Source organism: Roseovarius sp. (genome assembly GCF_040219995.1).
Classification (GTDB): domain Bacteria; phylum Pseudomonadota; class Alphaproteobacteria; order Rhodobacterales; family Rhodobacteraceae; genus Roseovarius.
In genome coordinates this window covers 51,308-74,578 of sequence record NZ_JAVJUC010000024.1, presented here as the reverse complement: position 1 = coordinate 74,578, position 23,271 = coordinate 51,308, and the positions used below count along the sequence as shown (strand labels likewise).

At 63.9% G+C, this 23,271-nt stretch carries 18 protein-coding genes and 1 tRNA gene; 9 read left to right on the top strand and 10 right to left on the bottom strand.

From position 1 onward, the window contains the following. Nucleotides 1-3 precede the first annotated feature (3 nt). From RID11_RS12060 to xdhA, 4 genes are read right to left on the bottom strand one after another with little or no spacing between them, the layout of a single operon-like run. Nucleotides 4-1,521, bottom strand: a complete 1,518-nt coding sequence (locus tag RID11_RS12060) for an ABC transporter ATP-binding protein (protein ID WP_350139393.1) — start codon at nt 1,519-1,521, stop codon at nt 4-6. Next, nucleotides 1,518-2,462, bottom strand: coding sequence for a xanthine dehydrogenase accessory protein XdhC (gene xdhC / locus RID11_RS12055; protein WP_350139391.1), 945 nt, complete (start codon nt 2,460-2,462; stop codon nt 1,518-1,520). The genes RID11_RS12060 and xdhC overlap by 4 nt, the downstream gene beginning before the upstream one ends. Beyond that, nucleotides 2,459-4,795, bottom strand: a complete 2,337-nt coding sequence (xdhB, locus tag RID11_RS12050; RefSeq protein WP_350139388.1) for a xanthine dehydrogenase molybdopterin binding subunit — start codon at nt 4,793-4,795, stop codon at nt 2,459-2,461. Before xdhB ends, xdhC begins: the two co-directional genes overlap by 4 nt. Continuing rightward, a complete protein-coding gene (xdhA, locus tag RID11_RS12045) occupies nt 4,792-6,198 on the bottom strand; it encodes a xanthine dehydrogenase small subunit (RefSeq protein WP_350139385.1) in 1,407 nt (468 codons plus the stop codon). Before xdhA ends, xdhB begins: the two co-directional genes overlap by 4 nt. Nucleotides 6,199-6,355: 157 nt before the next feature. Here xdhA and dnaE point away from each other — a divergent pair, with 157 nt between their 5' ends. Further along, nucleotides 6,356-9,856 carry a DNA polymerase III subunit alpha gene (dnaE, locus tag RID11_RS12040; RefSeq protein ID WP_350139383.1) on the top strand — a complete coding sequence of 1,167 codons (3,501 nt, stop codon included), beginning with the start codon at nt 6,356-6,358 and terminating at the stop codon, nt 9,854-9,856. Nucleotides 9,857-9,953: 97 nt separating this feature from the next. On the opposite strand, the gene RID11_RS12035 is transcribed toward dnaE, so the two are convergent. Beyond that, entirely contained in the window at nt 9,954-10,148 is a 195-nt protein-coding gene (locus RID11_RS12035) for a SlyX family protein (RefSeq protein ID WP_350139380.1), read from the bottom strand. 121 nt (nt 10,149-10,269) lie between these two features. On the opposite strand from RID11_RS12035, the gene hisS reads away from it, so the two are divergent. Genes hisS through hisG form a run of 3 tightly spaced genes read left to right on the top strand, consistent with a single transcriptional unit; the run spans nt 10,270 to nt 13,576 of the window. Next, nucleotides 10,270-11,799, top strand: coding sequence for a histidine--tRNA ligase (gene hisS / locus RID11_RS12030; RefSeq protein WP_350139377.1), 1,530 nt, complete (start codon nt 10,270-10,272; stop codon nt 11,797-11,799). Further along, nucleotides 11,799-12,884, top strand: a complete 1,086-nt coding sequence (locus tag RID11_RS12025; protein ID WP_350139375.1) for an ATP phosphoribosyltransferase regulatory subunit — start codon at nt 11,799-11,801, stop codon at nt 12,882-12,884. Before hisS ends, RID11_RS12025 begins: the two co-directional genes overlap by 1 nt. After that, nucleotides 12,881-13,576 carry an ATP phosphoribosyltransferase gene (hisG, locus tag RID11_RS12020; protein WP_350139373.1) on the top strand — a complete coding sequence of 232 codons (696 nt, stop codon included), beginning with the start codon at nt 12,881-12,883 and terminating at the stop codon, nt 13,574-13,576. Before RID11_RS12025 ends, hisG begins: the two co-directional genes overlap by 4 nt. Before the next feature lie 90 nt (nt 13,577-13,666). On the opposite strand, the gene RID11_RS12015 is transcribed toward hisG, so the two are convergent. The 3 genes from RID11_RS12015 to RID11_RS12005 form a co-directional block, all read right to left on the bottom strand. Next, nucleotides 13,667-14,272 carry an outer membrane protein gene (locus RID11_RS12015; RefSeq protein ID WP_350139371.1) on the bottom strand — a complete coding sequence of 202 codons (606 nt, stop codon included), beginning with the start codon at nt 14,270-14,272 and terminating at the stop codon, nt 13,667-13,669. 301 nt (nt 14,273-14,573) lie between these two features. Then, nucleotides 14,574-15,203: an outer membrane protein gene (locus RID11_RS12010; protein ID WP_350139368.1), complete on the bottom strand. Its 630-nt coding sequence runs from the start codon at nt 15,201-15,203 to the stop codon at nt 14,574-14,576. A 141-nt stretch (nt 15,204-15,344) separates the two neighbouring features. Further along, the gene (locus RID11_RS12005; protein WP_350139365.1) at nt 15,345-15,794 is read right to left on the bottom strand and encodes a DUF1489 family protein; all 450 of its coding nucleotides are present in this window, start codon (nt 15,792-15,794) and stop codon (nt 15,345-15,347) included. Between the two features lie 103 nt (nt 15,795-15,897). Between RID11_RS12005 and RID11_RS12000 the strand changes: the two genes are divergently transcribed. Next, nucleotides 15,898-16,006: transfer RNA gene (locus RID11_RS12000), tRNA-OTHER, on the top strand. Between the two features lie 27 nt (nt 16,007-16,033). Further along, nucleotides 16,034-18,301: an adenosylcobalamin-dependent ribonucleoside-diphosphate reductase gene (locus RID11_RS11995; protein ID WP_350139363.1), complete on the top strand. Its 2,268-nt coding sequence runs from the start codon at nt 16,034-16,036 to the stop codon at nt 18,299-18,301. Nucleotides 18,302-18,897: 596 nt separating this feature from the next. Here the strand turns inward: RID11_RS11995 and RID11_RS11990 are convergent. Continuing rightward, entirely contained in the window at nt 18,898-19,251 is a 354-nt protein-coding gene (locus RID11_RS11990; RefSeq protein ID WP_350139361.1) for a hypothetical protein, read from the bottom strand. Nucleotides 19,252-19,534: 283 nt separating this feature from the next. Further along, nucleotides 19,535-19,876 (bottom strand): hypothetical protein, encoded by a 342-nt coding sequence (locus tag RID11_RS11985; RefSeq protein WP_350139359.1) that lies wholly within the window; start codon nt 19,874-19,876, stop codon nt 19,535-19,537. Nucleotides 19,877-20,268: 392 nt separating this feature from the next. On the opposite strand from RID11_RS11985, the gene RID11_RS11980 reads away from it, so the two are divergent. The 3 genes from RID11_RS11980 to RID11_RS11970 all read left to right on the top strand — a co-directional run bounded on the left by RID11_RS11980 (nt 20,269) and on the right by RID11_RS11970 (nt 23,221). Continuing rightward, the gene (locus RID11_RS11980; RefSeq protein ID WP_350139357.1) at nt 20,269-21,072 is read left to right on the top strand and encodes a class I SAM-dependent methyltransferase; all 804 of its coding nucleotides are present in this window, start codon (nt 20,269-20,271) and stop codon (nt 21,070-21,072) included. A gap of 349 nt (nt 21,073-21,421) precedes the next feature. After that, entirely contained in the window at nt 21,422-21,847 is a 426-nt protein-coding gene (locus RID11_RS11975) for a lipocalin-like domain-containing protein (protein ID WP_350139355.1), read from the top strand. Nucleotides 21,848-22,186: 339 nt separating this feature from the next. Further along, a complete protein-coding gene (locus RID11_RS11970; RefSeq protein ID WP_350139353.1) occupies nt 22,187-23,221 on the top strand; it encodes a hypothetical protein in 1,035 nt (344 codons plus the stop codon). The last annotated feature ends 50 nt before the right edge of the window (nt 23,222-23,271 follow it).

The window sequence follows — 23,271 nt, the reverse complement described above, 5'->3', positions numbered from 1 at the left end:
GGCTCAGACATGCGCCACCTCCATGCCATGCGCGCCGCCCATCATCAGGCCGATTTCTTCCACATTCAGGTCCTGCGCAGGCCGGATCTCCGACAGCCGCCCCTCATTGAGCGCGCCGAACCGGTCGGAGATTTCCATCAACTCGTCGAGATCCTGACTGATGCAGAGGATCGCGGCCCCATTCGCCGCCAGATCGAGCAGCGCCTGCCGGATCGCGGCGGCGGCGGCGGCATCCACACCCCATGTGGGCTGATTGACCACCAAGACCTCGGGCCGTTGCAGCACCTCACGCCCAATGACGAATTTCTGAAGGTTGCCGCCCGACAGCGCCCGCGCCGCCACATCCGGGCCCGGGGTGCGCACGTCGAACCGCTCGATAATGGTACGCGCGAACGCTCGCGCCGCAGTCCAGCGGATAAAGCCGCGCGCGGTCAGCCCTTCGCGCTGCGCCCCCGTGAGATACGCGTTTTCCGTCAGGCTCATATCCGGGGCGGCGGCATGGCCCAGCCGTTCCTCGGGCGCGGCCAGAAGCCCCATCCTGCGCCGCGCGGTCGGTCCCAGTCGACCGATGGGAGTTCCATTGAGCCGGATCGCGTGCGCCTCGCTCAGGATTTCACCCGAGAGCGCCGCCAGCAATTCGTCCTGCCCGTTCCCCGCCACCCCGCCAAGGCCCAATATCTCACCCGACTGGACCGTCAGGTGAATATCCTTGAGCGCCGTGCCAAAGGCCGAGGGAGAGGCGACCGAAAGCCCGGTGATGTCGAGCGCCACCGCCCCCGGCGCGCGGGGCGCGCGCTCCGGCGCGGCAAAGCTCGAGCCGACCATCGTCTCGGCCATTTCGCGCGCCGAGGTCTCGCGCGGCAGGCAGGTGCCCACGTTGCGCCCCTGCCGCAGGATCGTCGCCTGATCACAAAGGCTGCGGATTTCCTCCAGCTTGTGCGAGATGTAGAGGATCGCCACACCTTCGCCGCTCAGCTTGCGCAGGGTCTGGAACAGGATCTCCACCTCCTGCGGGGTCAGCACCGATGTGGGCTCGTCCATGATCAACAGGCGCGGATCCTGCAACAGGCAGCGGATGATCTCGACCCGCTGCCGCTCGCCCGCCGACAGATCGCCGACAATGCGCCCAGGATCGAGCGGCAGGCCGTAAGTCTCCGACACCTCCCTTATCCGGGTGGCGAGGTCGCGCAGGCGCGGCGGCTCTTCCATGCCCAGCGCCACGTTCTCGGCCACGCTCATCGCCTCGAAAAGCGAGAAATGCTGAAACACCATCGCCACGCCCGCCTTGCGCGCCGCGTGCGGATCGGGCGGGGCGTAGGGCGCGCCATGCAGGGACATCGCACCGCTGTCGGGCTTTACGAGACCATAGATCATCTTGACCAGAGTCGATTTGCCCGCGCCGTTCTCGCCCAGAAGCGCATGCACCTCGCCCTCCATGATATCGAAGGACACGGCGTCATTGGCGACGACACCGGGATAGGCCTTGGTCAGGCCCGAAATACTGAGCAGCGGCGTCGTCACGCGGTTGTCCCCTGATGGCGGGCGGCGGGTGCTTGTCGCGTCTTCAGTAACGCAGTCGCGGTGCCGACGGCAATGGCCTGCGGGTGTTTGCCAAGGTTCGGGTCACCGATCGGACAGTCGATGCGCGCGATTTCGGCAGGTCCATGGCCCAACGACCCCAGACGCTTGCGGAACCGCGCCCATTTGGTGGCCGATCCGATCAGCCCGCAAGAGGTGAAACCGTGCTGCAAAAGGGCATGACAAAGCGCCAAGTCTAGCGCATGCGAATAGGTGACGATCAGGTGATGCGCATCGCGTGGGGCATGCGCAACGAGGGCGGGCAGGTTGGGCGCGGGCCATACTGTGACCCCTTCCGGCACCACAGCCGGAAACCGCGCCGCGCCGGTATCGGCCCAGGTGACGTGGAAATCCGGCAGCGGGCCGAACGTGGCGGCAAGTGCGCGGCCGACATGCCCCGCCCCCCAGATCCAGAGCGGGGCTGCGCGCGGGCGCACCGGCTCGACCATCCAGCCCTCGATCAGTTGCGGCACAGGCAACTGGCCCCGGTCCCGCGCCCGCGCCAGCCTGCGCCGCACCGCGAGCGGGGCATCATCGCCGCCAGTGACAGGCCGCGCGATCACGTCGCGGCCCTCCAGCCCGGCCAGGCGCGCGGCATCATAGACCTCGCTCACCACCTCGACCGCGCCGCCACAGCATTGTCCCATATCGGGGCCGAGCGCATGGCGGCTCAAGCGCGTGAATGCCGCCTGAGCACGTGCAGCGCCCGCCAATTCATATTCCAGTGCCCCGCCCCCCACCGTGCCCGATTGCCCTCCCTGCCAGACCAGCATCGCCGCCCCCACCTCGCGCGGGGCCGAGCCATGGGTGGCCGCGATTACCACCCGGGTCACCCGGCCATGGCGCGAAACCGCCGTGCGCAGGCCATCGAGATCGAAACTCATGCGCGCGCCCTCTCCACCGCCCGCAACAGCCGCTCGGGCGTGGCGGGCGCATCGAGCGCCGGGTAGTGCGAGCCACAGGACGCCACCGCATCCGACAGCGCCAGAAAGGCCGAAATCCCCAGCATCAAGGGCGGCTCGCCCACGGCCTTGGAGCGATAGATCGTCTCTTCCCGGTTCTGCCCGTCCCAGAGCGTCACGTTGAACACCTCCGGCCGGTCCGAGCAGGCCGGGATCTTGTAGGTTGAGGGCGCATGGGTGCGCAGCCGACCGGCCTTGTCCCAGACCAGTTCCTCCACCGTCAGCCAGCCCGCGCCCTGCACATAGCCACCCTCGATCTGCCCGATATCAAGCGCGGGATTCAACGAGGTGCCACAATCATGCACGATATCGGCGCGCAGGATACGGTTCTCGCCGGTCAGCGTGTCGAGCACCACCTCGGTCACCGCCGCACCATAGGCGAAATAATAGAACGGACGGCCCTGCCCCCTGATCCGGTCCCAGGCCAGATTGGGCGTCTTGTAGAACCCGGTCGAGGACAGGCTGATGCGGTGCTCGTAGCACAGCCGCGCGGCCTGCGCGAAACTCATCTCATGTGCGCCCACCCGGACCATACCACCTTCGAACGTGACGGCCTCGGGCGCCTCCTGATGATACTGCGCCAGAAACTCTGCCATGCGCGCGCGGATGGCATCGCAGGCCACCTGCACTGCCATGCCGTTGAGATCGCTGCCCGAACTCGCCGCCGTAGCCGAGGTATTGGGCACCTTGCCGGTATCGGTGGCGGTGATCCGCACCGCCTCGAGCGGCAGGCCAAAACGCGCGGCGGCCACCTGCGCCACCTTCTGAAACAGGCCCTGCCCCATCTCGGTTCCGCCATGATTGAGCTGCACCGAGCCGTCCTGATAGACATGCACCAGCGCCCCCGCCTGATTGAGATGGCTGAGCGTGAAGGAAATCCCGAACTTCACCGGGCTGAGCGCGATGCCGCGCCTGAGCACCGGATTGCGCGCGTTCCACTCCGCCACCGCCGCACGCCGGGCGTGATAGGCGGAGGTCTCGACCAGCGCGTCGGTCATCTCGTGCAGGATGAAATCCTCCACCTCCTGCCCATAGGGCGTGTGATGTTTCTTCTGGCCGGAAATATCCTCGGGGGGGCGCGCAGCGCGGGGGGCAGACAGCCCCCCTCCATCCGGTGGCGTATAGTAATTGCGTTGCCGCACGATGAGCGGGTCGAGCCCCAGCGCGTGCGCCACATGGTCCATCACCCGCTCGATCCCCAGCATGCCCTGCGGCCCGCCAAAGCCGCGAAAGGCGGTGGCCGAGGCGGTGTTGGTGCGCAGCCGGTGGCTCTCGATCCGGGCAGCGGGCAGGTGATAGGCATTGTCAGCATGCAGCATGGCGCGGTCAGCCACCGGCAGCGACAGGTCCTGGCTCCAGCCGCAGCGCGCGTAATGGATGAATTCCACGCCCGTAAGCCGCCCTTCCGCGTCAAAGCCGGCGCGATAGGTGATGCGGAACTCGTGCCGCTTGCCAGTGATCACCATGTCGTCGTCGCGGTCATAGCGCATCTTGCAAGGGCACCCCGTCGCCATCGCCGCCACGGCACAGGCGACGGCCAGCGCATTGGCCTGACTTTCCTTGCCACCAAAGCCGCCACCCATGCGCCGGGTCTCGACCCGCACGGCATGCATCGGGCGTCCGATGGCATCCGCCACCTTGTGCTGCACCTCCGTCGGATGCTGGGTGGAGGCATGGATGACCATGTCGCCGCCTTCCTGCGGCAGGGCGAGGGCGGCCTGCCCTTCGAGATAGAAATGCTCCTGCCCGCCCATCTCGATAGCCCCCTCGACCCGATGCGGCGCGGCGGCGAGGGCGGCTGCGGCATCGCCTTTGGCGTAGATGCGCGGGCCTTCCTCGAAACGGCTGTCGGCGGCAAGGGCGTCGTCGATGGTGAGGATCGGCGTAGCCTCCTGATAGCCGATCTCGGCTCGCCGCGCCGCGCGGCGGGCGGCAAGGTGGCTTTCGGCAATCACCAGAAACAGCGGCTGGCCGTGGTAGTGCACATCGCCGGTGCAGAGCAGCGGCTCGTCATGGGCCGAGGGCGAGCAATCGGCGTCATGCGGCAGATCATCGGCGGTCAGCACCGCCACGACACCGGCGCTGGCGCGCACATACGCAAGGTCCATTTCCGTCACTCGCCCGCAGGCGATATTGCTCAGCCCAAAGGCCAGATGCAGCGTGCCACGCGGCGTGGGGATATCATCGACATAGCGCGCCGCGCCCGTCACATGCAGACGTGCGGCGTCATGCGGCAGCGGTTTGGCCACACTCATGCCCGCACCTCCAGCACCGATGCGGGTGTGCCCTGATCCTCGAAGTAATAGCGTCGCAGGAGATTGCGCGCGACATCAAGCCGGTATTCGGCAGAGGCGCGCATGTCCGACAGCGGCGCGAAATCCTGATCCCAGGCGTCCTGCGTGGCGTCAATGGTGGCCACGGTCCATGGCTGACCCAAGAGCGCCGCCTCGACATGGGCAGCGCGCTTGGGAATGCCCGCCATGCCGCCGAAACCGATGCGCGCGGCGCGCACGTGGCCATCCTCGACGGTGATGTTGAAACAGCCGAGGACGGCCGAGATATCCTGATCGAACCGCTTGGAGATCTTGTAGCAGCGCAGCCGGTCGGGCTGGCGCGGGATGCTTACCGCCTCGACAAACTCGCCAGCGGCCCGGTCCTGTTGGCCGTAGTCCAGAAAGAACTCCTCCAGCGGTATCGCGCGGCGGGTGTCGCCGTGGCGCAGGTGCAGCGTGGCGCCAAGAGCGATCAGCGCGGGCGCGTTGTCGCCGATGGGCGAACCATTGGCGATATTGCCCCCGAGCGTCGCCGCCGCACGCACCTGGTCCGATCCGTAGCGCCGCAGCATCGCGGCATAGGACGGGTGGTGCGGCGCGATCACCTCCATCAGCCGTGCGATCGTTAGCCCGGCACCGAGGCGGATTTCGGTGTCGGTCATCTCGACCGCCTGCAGATCGGTGCAGGCGTTTAGAAATATCGGCATCTCCAGATCGCGAAATTGCTTGGTCACCCATAGCCCCACATCCGTCGCCCCGGCGATCAGCGTGGCCTGCGGATGTGCCGCGTAGAGCTCTGCCAACTCATCCGTGGTTCTTGGCTGCCAGGACAGAGGGGGGCTGTCTGCCCCCCGCCCTTCGGGCACCCCCGAGAGTATTTCTGCCAAAAAGAAACCGCGGTCGTCGCCCATCCAGTCCGGCACCGGCGCATCCTCAGCCGCGCGGGCGGCGCGCAGGATCGGGGCATAGCCGGTGCAGCGGCAGAGATTGCCGGCAAGCGCGCGGTCGTGATCTGCCTCGCCATTCATATGCGCGCAGGCCATGGAGGCGATGAACCCCGGCGTGCAAAAGCCGCATTGCGAACCGTGATGCTTGATCATCGCCTCTTGCACCGGGTGCAGCGCGCCGTCCGGACCGCTGATGCCTTCGACGGTGCGCACGGCCTTGCCCCGCAATTGCGGCAGAAAGAGGATACAGGCGTTGAGCGCGCGCGCGCCGGTCTCGTCGCTGACAATCACCGTGCAGGCGCCGCAATCGCCCTCGTTGCAGCCCTCCTTGGTGCCGCTGAGGCCGCGCGTCTCGCGCAGCCAGTCGAGCAGGGTGGTGGTCGGGGGGATGTCCCCCGCATCCACGCGCTCTCCGTTCAGAAGAAACGTGAGGGTCATGTCCGGTGCCTGCCGCCTTACCGAATACCTGCCCGTGAGGTGCCTGACCTTCGATGCGGCGTAGAAGGCGGCGAGCGTGTCGGTCTCCGATGAAAACGGTCGTAGGGACGTTTGGCAAGTCTTTTGTTTCGCGCAGGCCATGCGTAGGATGAGCGCCATGAGCGCCAATCCCCGATTCATTCACCTGCGAGTCCACACCGAATATTCCCTTCTCGAAGGGGCGGTGCGGCTGAAGAAACTGCCCGGCCTGTGCGAGGCGGCGGGCATGCCCGCCGTGGCCGTCACCGACAGCAACAACATGTTCGCCGCCCTGGAGTTTTCCGTCTCGGCGCAGGCCGCCGGGGTGCAGCCGATCATGGGCTGTCAGGTCGATCTCGAATATGTCACCACAAGCCCCGGAGAGCGGATCAAGCCGCCCGCGCCCGTCGTCCTTCTGGCGCAGAACGAGCGTGGCTACGAAAACCTGATGAAGCTCAATTCCTGCCTCTACCTGCGGGGCGACGGGCAATTGGCGCATGTCACGGTCGAGGAGCTGGCCGCCCATGCCGAAGGTGTGATCTGCCTGACCGGCGGGCCCGACGGGCCGGTGGGGCGGCTCTTGCAGGGCGGACAGCGCCCGGCAGCCGAGGCGCTCATGCAGCGGCTGGCAGCAGCCTATGGCGACCGGCTATATGTCGAGTTGCAGCGCCACCCGGGCGAGAGCGGCGCGCCGGAATCCGAGCGGCTGACTGAGCGCGGCCTCGTTGAGATGGCCTATGCGATGGACTTGCCGCTGGTGGCCACCAACGATGTCTATTTCCCCAAATCCGACATGTACGAGGCGCATGACGCGCTCCTCTGCGTGGCCGACGGGGCCTATGTCGATCAGAGCGAGCCGCGCCGCCGCCTGACCCCGCAGCATTACTTCAAGTCGCAGGAAGAGATGGCGACGCTTTTCGCCGATCTGCCCGAGGCGCTGGAAAATACCGTCGAGATCGCCAAACGCTGCGCCTTCGGCTGTTATCGGCGCGACCCGATCCTGCCGCGTTTTGCCGATGACGAGGTTGACGAATTGCGCCGTCAGGCACGCGCGGGGCTTGAGGCGCGGCTTGCCGTCATTCCGCACGCCGCCCCGGTCGAGGACTATGAAAAACGGCTCGATTTCGAGCTGGGCATCATCGAGGGCATGGGCTTTCCCGGCTATTTCCTGATCGTCGCCGATTTCATCAAATGGGCCAAGGAGCAGGATATTCCGGTGGGGCCGGGGCGTGGGTCGGGGGCCGGTAGCCTCGTGGCCTATGCGCTGACCATCACCGATCTCGACCCGCTGCGCTACAGCCTTCTGTTCGAGCGGTTCCTCAACCCCGAGCGGGTGTCGATGCCCGACTTCGATATCGACTTCTGCATGGATCGCCGCGAGGAGGTGATCCAGTATGTGCAGGAGAAATACGGTCGCGACCGGGTGGGGCAGATCATCACCTTTGGCGCCCTGCTCTCCAAGGCCGCCGTGCGCGATCTGGGCCGGGTGCTGCAAATGCCCTATGGGCAGGTGGACCGCTTGTCCAAGATGATCCCTGTCGAGGGAGTCAAACCGGTCAGCATTGAACAGGCGCTCGCCCAGGAGGACCGGCTGCGCGAGGCCGCGAAATCCGAGGAGGTGGTGGATCGGCTGCTGAATTACGGCATGAAGGTCGAGGGGCTGTTGCGCAACGCCTCGACCCATGCCGCAGGGGTGGTGATCGGCGACCGGCCATTGGATGAGCTGGTACCGCTTTATCAGGATCCGCGCTCGGACATGCCCGCCACCCAGTTCAACATGAAATGGGTTGAACAGGCGGGTCTGGTGAAGTTCGACTTTCTCGGCCTCAAGACCCTGACCGTGATCCAGAACGCGATCGAGCAGATCCACAACGAGGGACGCGACCTGCATATCGCCGCCGATGGCAGCACGATCTACGAGCCCTTTCCGGGGGCCGAAAACGATATCGGGCAGATCCCGCTCGATGATGAGGCGACCTACGAGCTCTATGCCCGCGCCCGCACCGTCGCCGTGTTCCAGGTGGAAAGCTCGGGCATGATGGATGCGCTCAAGCGCATGAAACCCACCTGCATCGAGGATATCGTGGCGCTCGTCGCGCTCTACCGCCCCGGCCCGATGGAGAACATCCCGAAATATTGCGAGGTCAAGAACGGGCTGAGCGAACGCGACCACCTGCACCCCTCGGTCGATCACATCCTCGACGAGACGCAGGGCATCATCGTTTATCAGGAACAGGTGATGCAGATCGCGCAGGAAATGGCGGGCTATTCGCTTGGCGGGGCCGACCTCTTGCGCCGCGCCATGGGCAAGAAGATCCAGGCCGCGATGGATGCCGAACGGCCCAAGTTCATCGCCGGAGCCAAGGACAACGGCGTCGACGATGCCAAGGCGCTCGAAGTCTGGAACCTGCTCGACAAGTTCGCCAATTACGGCTTCAACAAGTCCCACGCCGCCGCCTACGCGGTGGTGAGCTATCAGACCGCTTGGCTCAAGGCCAATCACCCGGTTGAATTCATGGCCGGGGTCATGAATTGCGATATCCACCTCACCGACAAGCTCGCCGTCTATTTCCAGGAGGTGAAGAAGGGGCTGCGCCTCGACTGGCTGCCGCCCTGCGTGAACCGGTCCGAGGCCACGTTCGTGGTGCGTCAGGGCGTACTGCACTACGCGCTCGGCGCGCTCAAGAACGTGGGCGTCGAGGCGATGAAACTGATCGTGGAGGGGCGCGGCGACAAGCCCTTCGCCACGCTCTATGACATGGCGCGGAGGGTGGATCTCAAGCGCATCGGCAAACGGCCGCTGGAAATGCTGGCGCGCGCGGGCGGCTTCGACGAGTTGGACCGCAATCGCCGCCGGGTGTTCGAGAGTATCGAGGCGCTGATGAGCTATTCTGCCGCGATCCACGAGCAGAAGTATTCGGATCAGGTGTCGCTCTTCGGCGATGCCGGTGAGGATCTGCCCGAACCGCGCCTTGTCCCGGTCGAGGATTGGCTGCCTGCCGAACGGCTGACCGAGGAATTCAAGGCCGTCGGCTTCTACCTCTCGGGTCATCCGCTCGACGATTACATGACCGTGCTCAAGCGGCAGGAGGTCAGGACGCTGGACGAGGTGACCGCCCGCGCCGAACAGGGGCCGTTCCTTGCCAAGATGGCAGGGGTCGTCGCCGGGCGGCAGGAGCGCAAATCGGCACGCGGCAACCGCTTTGCCTTTGCGCAGCTCAGCGACACCACCGGGGGCTACGAGGTGACGATCTTTTCCGATGTGCTCGAGAAATCGCGCGATTTTCTCGAAACCGGCGCGCAGGTGGTGATCAGCGCCGAGGCCACGATGGAGAGCGATCAGCTCAAACTCCTCTGCCGCTCGGTGCAGCCCATCGACGGGATGGTCGCCGATGCCGGGGCCGTGGGCCTGCGGATTTTCGTCGATCAGCCGGGGGTGATCGGATCTGTCGCGACCGTGCTGGAGGGCGCATCCAAAGCCGCGCGCGGGGGCGCGCCAGGACCGATACATTTCCGCCTCATGGGTGAGGGGCTGCCCGGCGAGGTCGAGATCGACAGCGGTGTGGAATACCCCGTCACCCCGCAGATCAAGGGCGCGATCAAGAGCCTGAGCGGCGTGGTAATGGTCGAGGAGATCTGAACCCTGCCCAACGTCATCCCGGACTGGATCCGGGATCTCCCTGCCGCAAGAGATCCCGGATCCAGTCCGGAGTGACAAAGCACAAGATGTGAGCCGGTCAATAATGCGGCGGGCGCTCGTCGCCCAAGAACACGCTGCCTTCGCTGTCCTCGCGCCGTGCCGCCTCGCGCTCCAGAAGCATCTGGACGCGCCCGCGCAGCCAGTCGATCTCGCGGTCTTGCCGCGCGATGACATCCGACAGGTCATCGACGCTGCGCATCAGATGGGCGATTTTCTCTTCCAGATCGGTCATGGCATCGCCTTACGCCCGCACGCGGGTGCGGTCAATCATCGAGCAATCACCGAGGCCGCCTTGCCCCCGCGCGGCCCTTCGGCTAGACCGCGCCACGACAGCCGCCGCAAGGACGACACCCATGGCCAAGCCCAAGAAACAGCCCCGCCCCAAGGCCGAAACGCCGAAAGGGTTCCGCGATTATTTCGGCGCGGACGTGACCGAGCGCGCCGCGATGCTGAACGCCATCGCAGGGGTCTACCATCGCTACGGCTTCGGCGCGCTGGAGAGCAGTGCGGTGGAGACGGTGGAGGCTCTGGGCAAGTTCCTGCCCGACGTGGACCGCCCAAACGAGGGCGTCTTTGCCTGGCAGGACGAGGACGAGAAATGGCTGGCGCTGCGCTATGACCTGACGGCGCCGCTGGCCCGCGTCTACGCCCAGCACCGCAACGATCTGCCGACGCCTTACCGCCGCTATGCCATGGGCCCCGTCTGGCGCAATGAAAAGCCCGGGCCGGGCCGGTATCGGCAGTTCTATCAATGCGATGCGGATACGGTGGGCACGGCGTCGATGGCGGCGGATGCCGAGATCTGCGCCATGCTGGCCGACACGCTGGAAGCGTTGGGGATTGAGCGCGGCGACTACGTAGTGCGGGTGAATAACCGGAAGGTGCTGGAAGGCGTTTTGGACAGCATCGGACTAGCGAAAGCCAAGATTCAGGCCGATCCAAAGGATTTAGACGCTACCGTTTCAGACGCGTACGATGTGGCGATCCGAAACGCAGTTATGCGCACCATCGACAAGTTCGACAAGGTGGGCAAGGACGGCGTGCGCGAGTTGCTCGGAAAGGGGCGGCTCGATGCCTCGGGGGCTTATATTGACGGAGTAGGACTATCGGATGAACAGGCCGCCGCGGTGCTGGCCTTCCTGACCTCAAAGGGTGACGATACCGCCAAGACCCTGTATAACCTGCGCGAAGCGGTGGGAGCCTCCGTCACGGGGGCCCAAGGCGTCAACGAACTCGAAGAGATCGCCAAGCTCTTGGAAGCCCAAGGCTACGGCCTCGACCGCATCGTCATTGATCCCTCCGTCGTACGCGGCCTCGGCTATTACACCGGCCCGGTCTTCGAGGCTGAGCTGACCTTTGAAATCCTTGACGAAAAAGGCCGCCCGCGTCAGTTCGGCAGCGTCGCGGGCGGGGGCCGTTATGACGATCTCGTCGCGCGCTTCACCGGGCAGCAGATTCCGGCCGTGGGCGTCTCCATCGGTGTCGACCGCCTGCTCGCCGCCCTGCGCGAAAAGGGCCGCATCGGGGGCGAGGCGCAGGGTCCGGTGGTCGTGACCGTGATGGATCGCGACCGCATGGCCGATTATCAAGCGATGGTCGGCGAGTTGCGACAGGCGGGCATCCGCGCCGAGGTCTATCTCGGCAACCCGAAGAATTTCGGCAACCAGATGAAATATGCCGACCGGCGCGGCAGCCCGGTGGCGATCATCGAGGGCGGCGACGAAAAGGCGCGCGGCGTGGTGCAGATCAAGGACCTGATCCTTGGCGCGCAGATCGCCGAGAATGCGACGCTGGAAGAATGGAAGGAACGCCCCAGCCAATACGAGGTGCCGCGCGATCAACTTGTTGAAAAGGTCCGCGAAATTCTGTCGAGGCAAGGCTGATGCCGGAACGCGCCGCGATCCGCACTGAGGCGGCGCGCCTGCGGGGCCTCTTTGAGGCGGCGGGTGCATTGCCGGTCGAGACCTCCGTTCTGCAACCCGCCGAGGTGCTCTTGGACCTTTACGGCGAGGATATCCGCGCCCGCGCCTACGTGACCTCGGACGCGCTGCGCGGCGAGCAGATGCTGCGCCCGGATTTCACCGTGCCGGTGGTGCAGATGCATATGGAGCACGGCGCGGAACCCGCGCGCTACACCTATTCCGGCGAGGTGTTTCGCCGTCAGGAAGAGGATGCCGCCCGCGCCAATGAATACACGCAGGTGGGGTTCGAGATTTTCGAGCGCACAGCACCCGAGGCAGCGGATGCCGAGGTGTTCTCGATGTTCTTCGATATCCTGCGCCCGCTTGGCCTGCGCGCGGCGACAGGGGATATCGGCATCCTGATGGCCGCGGTCGAGGGGCTGCGCACGGCTGAGCGGCGCAAGGCGGCGCTCCGGCGGCATATCTGGCGGCCCCGGCGGTTTCGCGCCCTGATCGACCGGTTTTCGGGCAAATCCCCGGTGCCGGAACAGCGCGCGGCGCTTCTGGCCGCAGCAGACCCGATGGCCAAGGCCGAACCCATGATCGGGCTGCGCGGCCCGGATGAAATATCAAGCCGGATCAAGGCGTTGCGCGAGGATGCCAAGACCGCCCCGATCTCTGTCGCCGAGGTCGAACTGCTCGACGCGGTGCTGGCGGTGCGCGAGACCAGCGACAACGCGCTGGAACGGCTGCGCGACATCGCCGTGGACCTGCCCGCGATTCAAACTGCGGTGGACCGTCTGGCGCGGCGGCTGGAGGCGCTGACGGCGCGCGGGCTGGACGTCACAAAGCTCGATTTCGAAGCCAGCTACGGGCGCACGCAGATGGAATATTATGACGGCTTTGTCTTTGGGTTCTATGCGGAAAAACGCCCCGACCTGCCCCCGGTCGCGACCGGCGGGCGCTATGACGCGCTGACCCGGCAACTGGGGCGCGGGCGCGAAATTCCGGCTGTGGGCGGGGTGATCCGGCCCGGTCTGGTCCTGAGTCTTGGGGGTGCGACATGACCCTGAAACTCGGCGTGCCGTCCAAGGGCCGGCTGATGGAAAAGACCTTCGACTGGTTCGGCAAGCACGGCATCGAACTGGGGCGTGCAGGATCAGAGCGCGAATATGCGGGCTTTGTCCAGGGCATCGACAATGTTGAGCTTATCCTGTTGTCGGCCGGAGAAATCCCGCGCGAACTGGCCGCCGGGCGCATCCATCTGGGCGTGACCGGCACGGATCTGGTCCGCGAGAAACTCGGCCAATGGGAAAATCAGGTCGGTGAACTGGCCGAACTGGGCTTCGGTCAGGCCGATCTGGTGCTCGCGGTGCCGCGGTGCTGGGTCGATGTCAGCCATCTCGACGACCTTGACGCCGCCGCCGCCGCGTTCCGGCTAAAGCACGGATTTCGCTTGCGGATTGCCACGAAATATCACCGCCTCGTGCGCGATTTCCTGCGCGAGAACGGGGTCGCGGATTATCAGCTGGTCGACAGTCAGGGCGCGACCGAGGGCACCGTCAAGAACGAGACCGCCGAGGCCATCGCCGATATCACCTCGACCGGCGACACACTGCGGGCCAACCACCTGAAAATATTGGAAGACGGACTGATCCTGAAATCGCAGGCCACACTCTTCAAGTCACGCGTGGCGCCGATGGAGGATGCCGACCGGCACACGCTGCGGGCGCTCAAGGATCGGCTGCGTCTGGACTGAAGCGGGTGCCGCCGCTAAATGTGACATTCAGTCTCCCCCACGAAAAAAGGGCGGCCCAAAAGACCGCCCCTTGTGTTCGATCCAGCCGGATCAGAAGCGGAAGGTGGCCCGCGCCTGAACCGTGGTCGCTTCGACATCGGCGCCGCCGTCGAAATCTTCGAACTCGTGATAAAGCACCTCACCGCCGAGCGAGACCTGATCGGTCACCATGTGCTCATACCCGGCACCGACGAAATACCCGTCGTCACTGCCAAGATTGTCGGTGTCAGCCCAGGCATAGCCGCCGGTCGCATAAGCGAGGCCGCGCCCAATCTTGTAGCCGCCGCGCAACTTGGCGCGGAAGACCTCCTCGACTGTGCCAACGTTGCCGACGGCAGCATTGCTGACATCCGCATCGAGGAAGTCATAGTCGAGGCCGGCACCGACGACGAACCCGTTCTGGAAGTCGTAGTCATAGCCACCGGTGAGACCACCGATCAGGCTGTCATCGTCATCGAACCCGTCGGCATCGACATTGGCCCAGCCAAGTTGACCACCACCGTAAAAGCCGGTCCAATTCGGCGAAAGGGGGGCCGCAGGGACGGGCGCCGGGGCCTCGATTACCGGCTCAGGGGCCGGTTCGGTCACGTTGCCTGCGAATGCGGGCGCTGCGAAAATCGCGGTCACTGTCGCGAGGGCTGTGGTTGTCTTCAGCATTGTTTTGTCCTTTCAGTGGTCTGTCACGCCCCGCAATCGCGTCACGATCCGGGGCACGGCGCGTGCCGTTGGGATGCATATCGGTCACCATACCACTGCCGACAAGGGCATGTGTCGCCCGGAATGGTCACGACTCTGTGAGTGGCAGGGATACGCTGAAATCTAACGAAAAATCGGCGGAAAACCGCAAAACCCTGTCACTGACGCGCAACCATCGAGTGAATTCTAACGTCTTCCCCTTGAACCGAAAACAGCGGGCACGCTGAAGGACGCGCCCGCCGGCCGCGCCGCCGTATGACCGTCAGAAACGGTAGGTGGCACGGATCTGCACGGTGATGGCCTCGATGTCGTTGCCACTGCCGTTGAAGCTGCCGAAGTCGTGATAGAGCACCTCGCCGCCAATCGAGAACTGGCTGTTGACCATGTAGTCATAGCCGCCGCCGATGAACCAACCGTCATCGTCACCGAGAGTGTCTGTATCGGCATTGGCCCAGCCCGCCGCACCGTAAAGCAGCCCATTGCCGATCTTGGGTCCACCCCGGATTTTCAGGCGGAAAACCTCTTCGATTTCCGCACCGGGACCGGCATTGATTTCGGCAAAATCATAATCGAGCGCGCCGCCAAGCACCCATTGCCCGAAATCATAGTCATAGCCGAGGGTGACCCCCCCGATGAAATCCTCGTTCTCGCCGCCGGTCGAAGTATCGACGCTGCCGAATCCTAGCTGCCCGCCGATATAGACGCCGGTCCAGTTGGCCGACCGCTTGGGCGAACGGGACTGCGTGGAGACAACCACGGGCGCGCTCTGCGTCGCGCTGTCAAAGCTCAGATCCTGCGCGGCGTCGAACTTCGGCGCGTCGGCCTCGGCAAGGGCCGGGAGCGCGAACACGAGGGCGATAGCGACGCTGATGAAGGGGAGTTGGGGGCGCATGTCACTTGTCCTTTCGGGTAGTGGTCCGTCTGGAACAAGGATCGGCGCGGGGCGCATGCGGCGCAATGAACGATACGGTCGCGCAACGTCAATAGCGGGTGAGCGACGCGTGTATCAGTTCGCGCCGGACCGGGGCAGCCTTCACAGCACCCCGATATCCGCCAGTGCCGCCGAGAGTTCCGGCGGCAGGCTGTCATCGCCCGCCCGCGCCGGGCCGATATCCGTAGGCGCATCCGTCCCCGGCAGATAGCGCCAGCCCTGAAACGGGCGCCTCGTGGCCGTCGTGGTACGTATAAGCACCGGGTCGAGCACGATGGCGCAGCGGCGGATACCGTCGCCGCCCGTCACCTCGTCAAGCCGCAGGATGCGCTGACGGCATTGCACAAGCCCCTGAATCACCCAGTAGATCGACCCACCGTCGAGCAGTTCCGTCTCGCGCTTTGGCCACATCCGGGTAACATGGCAGGGATGGCCGTCCGGGGCCTTGGCACGCGGGTTTTTATGCCATTCCATCAGCCCTTCGACCGATTTGGTGCCGACGCTGAGTTTGATGAGATGCAGAGCCACGCGCGAATCCTCTGGTTTCTCCATATATCGTAGCGGTCTCACCGGGCAGGGCAAGAGATGGTGGAAATCTCAAGGCGAGAGGGCTATTGTGTGAGTCCCGTCAGATGGTGTCTGACGGGACCACTGACGCGGAGTAGCTCAAAGGGATAGAGCCATCTGCTTTCTAGTACGTTCGATTTTCGCTCGTCAAACGTACGGCGATAGGGTTGCGGGTTCAAGTCCCGCCTCCGCGTCCATTTACTCTTTCTAGGGAATCGCCGCTCATGACCCGTTTTGCCGCCCCCATCGCGGAACAGATCTGGACTATGAAATACCGCTACATCACCGACGACGGCGGCGATGCCAGCGTCGAGGACACGTGGCGGCGCATCGCGCGATCGCTGGCCGAGGTCGAGGCCGAGCCAGAGATCTGGGAAGATCGGTTCTACGACGCCCTCGAGGATTTCAAGTTCCTGCCCGCGGGACGGATCACCGCTGGCGCGGGCACCGGGCGCAAGGTGACGCTGTTCAACTGCTTCGTCATGTGCACCATCCCCTACGACATGGGCTGCATCTTCGACAATCTGCGCGAGGCCGCACTGACCATGCAGCAGGGCGGCGGCATCGGCTATGATTTCTCGACGATCCGGCCCAAGGGCGCGGTGGTCAAGGGCGTGTCGGCGGATGCCAGCGGGCCGCTCAGCTTCATGGATGTGTGGGACGCGATGTGCCGCACGATCATGTCCGCCGGATCGCGGCGCGGCGCGATGATGGCCACCATGCGTTGCGACCATCCCGACATCGAGGATTTCATCGCCGCCAAGTCCGACGCCGCGCGGCTGCGGATGTTCAACCTCAGCGTTCTGGTCACCGATGCCTTCATGGAGGCGGTCAAGGCCGATGGCCCGTGGGAGTTGCAATTCGACGGTCGGGTCTATCACACCGTGCAGGCGCGCGACCTGTGGAACCGGATCATGCAGGCCACCTATGATTATGCCGAACCGGGGGTGATCTTCATCGACCGGATCAATCAGGCCAACAATCTGGCCTATTGCGAGGAGATCGCAGCGACCAATCCCTGCGGCGAACAACCCCTGCCTCCCTATGGGGCCTGCCTGCTTGGCTCGATCAACCTGGCGCGACTAGTGCGCGATCCGTTCGGGGATGGCGCGTCGGTCGACGAAGACGAACTCGCCCGCCTCGTCGGGCTGGCCGTGCGGATGATGGACAACGTCGTGGATGCGTCGAACTTTCCGCTCGAGGCGCAGGCGCGCGAGGCACAGGCCAAGCGGCGCATCGGGCTGGGGGTTACCGGGCTCGCCGATGCGCTCCTGATGTGCGGGTTGCGCTACGGGGCCGAGGATGCCGTGGCACAGACCGAAAGCTGGCTGCGCGCGATTGCCCGGGCCGCCTATCTGGCAAGCACCGATCTGGCAAAGGAAAAGGGCGCTTTCCCGCTCTTTGACCGCGATGCGTTTCTGGCCTCGGGCACGATGCAGGCGATGGACGAGGACGTGCGCGCGGCGGTGGCCGAGCACGGCATCCGCAACGCTTTGCTGACCTCGATCGCCCCCACCGGCACGATCAGCCTCTATGCCGGCAATGTCAGCAGCGGGATCGAGCCGGTCTTTGCCTATTCCTACACCCGCAAGGTCCTGCAAAAGGACGGCTCGCGCAGCGAGGAAGAGGTGGTCGATTACGCCGTGCAAATGTGGCGTGACCGGATGGGCGACGCCCCGCTGCCCGACCATTTCGTGAACGCGCAGACCCTCGCCCCCGAGGATCACGTGGCGATGCAGGCGGCGGCGCAGAAATGGGTCGATAGCAGCATCTCGAAAACCATCAACGTCCCCGAGGATATCGGTTTCGAGGCGTTCAAAAATGTCTACATGCAGGCCTATGAGACCGGCTGCAAGGGCTGCACCACCTACCGGCCCAATGACGTGACCGGCAGCGTGCTGAGCGTGAGCGAGAGCGCCGACAAGGTGCCCGGTGAGGGCGCGATGCCGGGCGAGGGCGGTGAAGTGATCTACATGTCCGACCCGCTCGACCGGCCCACCGAACTCGAAGGCGCGACCTACAAGCTCAAGTGGCCCGACAGCAACCACGCGATCTACGTGACGGTGAACGATATCGTGCTGAACGGGCACCGGCGGCCCTTCGAGGTGTTCATCAACTCCAAGAACATGGAGCATTACGCCTGGACCGTGGCGCTGACGCGGATGATCTCGGCGGTGTTCCGGCGCGGTGGCGATGTGAGCTTTGTGGTGGAGGAGCTGAAGGCAGTGTTCGACCCGCGCGGCGGCGCATGGATGAACGGCAAATACATCCCCTCGATCCTCGCCGCCATCGGCGGGGTGCTGGAACGGCACATGGTGCAGATCGGCTTTCTCGCGGGCGAGGGCCTCGGCCTCAAATCCGACCCCACGGCACAGGTATCGAACCTCGATCCCCCCAAAGGCCCCGCCTGCCCCGCCTGCGGCAGCTACGACCTGCGCATGATCGAAGGCTGCAGGACCTGCGCAAGCTGCGGGCACAGCAAATGCGCGTAGGGCGCACTCCGGCCTGATTGAAATTGAAAGGACTATTTGTCCTTTTTGGATAGTTTTTTGGCCATTCTGATAAGCACAACGTGACCACCGAGACCACAAGCTTGGCCTCGTCGTTCTTAGAAATAGACGACCATTTCACGCATTGGGCGCGGGCATTGAGTAAACCCGTGCTCTCCCATGGGTACTTCGAGCTCTGACTGACCGTTAAGAGCTGCCAACGGATTTGAGAGCGTCATCGCGCCAGTGAAATAGAAGTGGCAAGCTGAATATCCTGGACGTCTCCGTTATCGTTTGACTCCTCGTGGTGGCAGTTCGACTCTTGCTGAGTACATAGGTTCGCATTCACAGCGCGAAAAACGCTGTCGGCGCATTTCTTTCGACTTTTTGGACAGGCATGGGCTGTTAGGACTTGTCCGAAGACGATCAATCCCGCCAATACGGTGCCGCTCTGACAGGACAGCGACATCAGGCTTGTGCGATGCCGAAACGATCGCGTCTTTGTGCGCGCGACCTCCTTGGCCGCCTCGGCGTTGATGATCGCACGAAAAAAGCCGCGGTCCGGGAGACCGCGGCTTGTACGAGGATATCGTAGAGATTTACCGGAAGGCGACCAGCAAGTCGCTGATTCGCGCTCCGTACCACCGGACAGATGCGTCCACGCAGTAGCCTTTTCTGACGCTCAGGGCGTCATTGGCGTGGGTTGAGCGCGCCACGAGCGCTGCGCGAATTGACCTCAGTGACCGCCGAATGCGGCGAACATCCGGAAGATCGGATCCGGATTGCCCGTGCAGATCGCAGAGCGCGTCGAACGCGGTCTCCTCGGCCAGAAGCCCGAGGAGATCGCAAAGCCCGGCACCGTGACGGCGCAGGAAGTCGAGCGCGTCGAGCGCGGCCTCGATGGCCTTGGTGGTCCCGTCACTGTCCGTGACGGGGGCTGAAGTGATGTGCATGTTTGCACTCCCGACATCCAGCCCGTGGCGTATGCCACGCGTTTCCTGCTGGTGTCAGATCGGCCTATGTCGGGGCGTGCGGCAGGTTGTTGTCGCGGCTCGGATGATCTCCTCGGTGGTTGATGTCTCGGGGCTCGGCGCTGGTAATCTGGACATTGGCTCTTTCAGCCGAAGCAGAAGCAGAAATCCGTGGTCTTCCGGATTTTTTATGAAAGGGGTCGCACGCTTTCTGTTAGGACGTAGCGCGCCCGGAATTCTCAATATGCCGGGCGCGCAAGATCGCTCAGCCTGCGTTGGCTTCTGCCTCCCGGGCCGCACGCAAGCCGTCGAGCAACTGACAGATCTCCTCGACGGCCGGATCGAGCGGATCGATCTTGCTGAATTGCGCGGCCTCGACGCGGTCGAAATCGTGGACATGGCGCAGGGCCAACAGGTCCTCCAGCGCGTCGAGTTCCCGGTTCAGCCGCCGTGTCAATGGCGGTGCGAGGGAGAAGTCCTCGATCAGACGCTGGGCGCGCTTGAGAGCTGTTTGTCCGCCGAGCAGACGGGCGGCACAGGCCAGTGCGGCGCAGTTGGCAACGATGAATCCCGCGCAGGGCGAGGGGCTGGCTATATCCTTGGGCATTCCAGATGGTCCTTCTCATCAGGGCCGGCCCCTTGTGGACCGGCGTCATAACGCCGCCGCGATGCCCATGTACGCTGCGTCGAAGATGAGATTGGCCAGTTTGCCAAGAGACGAAGGGAAAAGTTGTGCCTCTCCGCCCCTCAAGTCGGCGGGTCAAGTCAGTCACGAACGGCCCAGACCCGCCATTGAGCTACAGCCCTATCGCTGCGGTGCGGCTTCACCAAACCTGCCATTCGTGCACCGCGCAGCATTTGAGACAGGTGAGTAGGGACTGTGCGGCCGACTCGGACTTTGGGGTTTATTTATGCTACGCTGCGGACGGCGGTCAGGAGACTGCATTCGAAACGCGAGCCGCCAGCCATTGCTCTTTGCACCAGCCGAGGCAGGACCTGATGACCGATCCTTACATGAACCTGGCCGCTGCGGAAGACGAGGTCCAAACCGCCATTGCTAACGCGATGGAGGCTCGGTCCGCGGACCCCTTGCAGGTCAGGATGCGAAGCCGCTACCTTGCGCAACTGGACTTGCCGATGGACGCTGTAGGCGTCGAATTTGGCTCGGGCACCGGGCATGTGGCAAGGGATATGGTCGAGATCGCAGGTTGTTCCCAAGTCCTTGGCATCGAGCCGGGACCGGTAATGATTGCCCGGGCGCGGGAACTCTTTGGTGACATAGAAGAACTGTCATTTACGATCGGAGATGCGGCGAAGACCGGCTTGCCGGACGCGTCTCAGGACCTTGTCGTGATGCATACACTGCTGTGCCATGTTGCCGAACCGGCAGCGATCCTCGTGGAGGCCGCTCGTGTCACGAGACCAGGCGGTATCGTTGTAGTTTTCGACGGAGATTACACTGCTACCTCAGTCGAACTGACCTCCGGAGACCCGCTCGACTCCGTGGTTGGCCGCTTCATCGACGACTTCGTTCACGACAAGCGCTTCATGCGACGTGCAGCGCCGTTACTCGAGAACGCCGGCTTCCGGATTATGAAGCGATGGTCCGAGGGCTATGTCCCCGATCATCCAGCATATTTTCTTTCGGTCTTGGACCGAGGCGCTGATTTGCTCGTCAGGGAGGGAGCGATCAGCGCCGCCTTCGGCGAGGCGGTGAAGCAGGAATCGCGCCACCGGGTCGACACCGGTCGGTTCTTTGGCTTCATGTCCTACCTCGGACTTCAAGCGGAACGGATTCACTGAACGGGCGCCGCGTTGGGCTCCAAGCGGACTTGCGGCGGCGCAGCGGATCGGACGGTTGGAGGATCAGGTCGGCCGTCGCTTGCGGCCCAAACCTGCCATTCGACCTGCAGGCGCAATGCCGCACTGCGGCCCGTCGTTCCGGCCGTTCCTGCATCGCGCAGCATTTTGATCACGTGAATCACTGAGTCTCGGACCACGTGGTTATTTGGGAATGAACAATTCAATTCACTCAGCTGGTCGCAACGGCATCTACATGTCGCTTGATTAAGGAGGCGGCGTATATGATTGTGGCCGAGATTTTGCGGGTGGCAACTTAGGTTAGAACGAAAAATCGCTTTCAGGAGATATGATGGCAAACGTTGGCGCTTTGATCGGGTCTTGGAAGATGGACGCTTGGACGCGCACGTCAGTCGAGACAGGAGAGACCGCCGACGCCATGGGGCCTGAGCCTGTCGGTTACATCGCATATCATGCTGATGGTCGGATGATGGCCACGGTCTTTCGACGCGATCGGCCCGTTCCGAGCCCCGACGCCTGGTCTGTCGAGGAGAAGGCGCAGATGTTCGACAACATGCTCGCCTATGTCGCGTCCTACACGCTCGAGGAAGACCGTGTCATTCACCACGTGGACGGCTCATGGAACCCGAAATGGTTCGGAGATGTTTCTCGTCCCTTCAAGCTGAAGGGGGAGCGGCTGGTGATCAGCGGCGCTCCCGGCATCGACCCAAAGACCGGCGAAGAGGTTGTCTACCGAATGGAATTTACGAAGATGTAACCGGCTTTAGGCATTCCGCCAGGCAACAGATTCAACATACAGGCGCAGTCTTGGTGGAGCCATCTGTCACTCTCGCCCATACCGGACTCTCGCGAGGGGTCATCCCTCCGCGGCGCAGCTCCCCACACCGACCGTTCGCGACAGGGTGCAGCATTTCCGCCGTTGCGCGATAGGACAGTGTCGGGTCGCAACCATTCCGCGATTTGACGGCCGAACAGGCGTTCTGCAATCCCAATGCATTAGTTGCGTGTGCGTTGTTCGCGACATGTGTGAGCAAATGACTTAAGTTAGCGTCCAAAGTGGTGGCCTGATCAAATGAACCGTTGCGGGAGAACTGCTATGACCAACTCTTCTCAGCTTTGGGGCACGATGTCCGTCCGCGATCACCTTCGGCCGCACGCTTTCGTTGCCGAATTGGTTCTTTTCGATGCGCTGGTGGTTCCCCGGCCGCCGCAAGGGGCGACCTGGCCCGCGGAATGGGACGATGCGTACCAGGACGAGGTACTGAGTTGGATTCCCTGCGACCGTTTGATGGAGGTTTCCTGGGACAACGCTCAGCACATGGAGTGGGAAAAACGAAAGATCGCATCGGACGCCGAAATGGACGTTGCAGATCTTCAGCAACAGCCCGGGTTCGAAGCGGCACAGAGGAAAGAGGACTTCGATGCGCCGGAGTTTCACCTCACCCGACGGGTTCTCCAGGACTTCGTGGATGCCAAGCGGAACCGGGCGCTGATCAAGGGAGTACCGCGCACCAACGTTGCGGTTGTCCCGGCCTATGACGGACCACAGGCGTTCCTCGACGACACCCCAGAGCAGGAGCAGTTATTGCGCGCGTTCGGTTGGGAATTCCTGGTCCCTCACCACGAAACCGCCGAGGGCAAGACGCGGTCGCACCAAGACCAGATCAAGGCTGCGCTCGACCTTTGCAGAATGCCCGAGGTGCAGGCACACCGCAACGCCCTGCGCGCATGGACATCGGTCGAGGCTCTGAGAGGAACCAGCACCAAGGAGGCGCGTGAGCGTATGGAATCACTGGTCGAGGCCTACGCGAAGGCCGTCGCGGCCACCAACGTACCAGTCAGGCTTAAATGGGGCGCGGGCATCGTAGAACTTGTCGGCGCGATAGCAGCCCTTGCAATCCATCCCGCCTTCGCGCTGGTCGGACCGGCGATCAAGCTGGGCGAAACAGCGGCCGAGCCCCACGTCGCAGAGGCGGCCGCCGTTCCTGACGCGGTAAAACCGGCAGGGTTGATCCATGCCATGCGCGAGGAGTTCACAAGTGCTCCTTTCGCAGGTCTCGATTTCGACGATCCTCCAAGAATCCGGATCGAGGATCACTGGCCCCATGGAGTCCCAACTCTATACCTATAGCTGTCGACGCGACTCCCACCGCATCTAGGTTGGGACTCACTGGGCTCAGC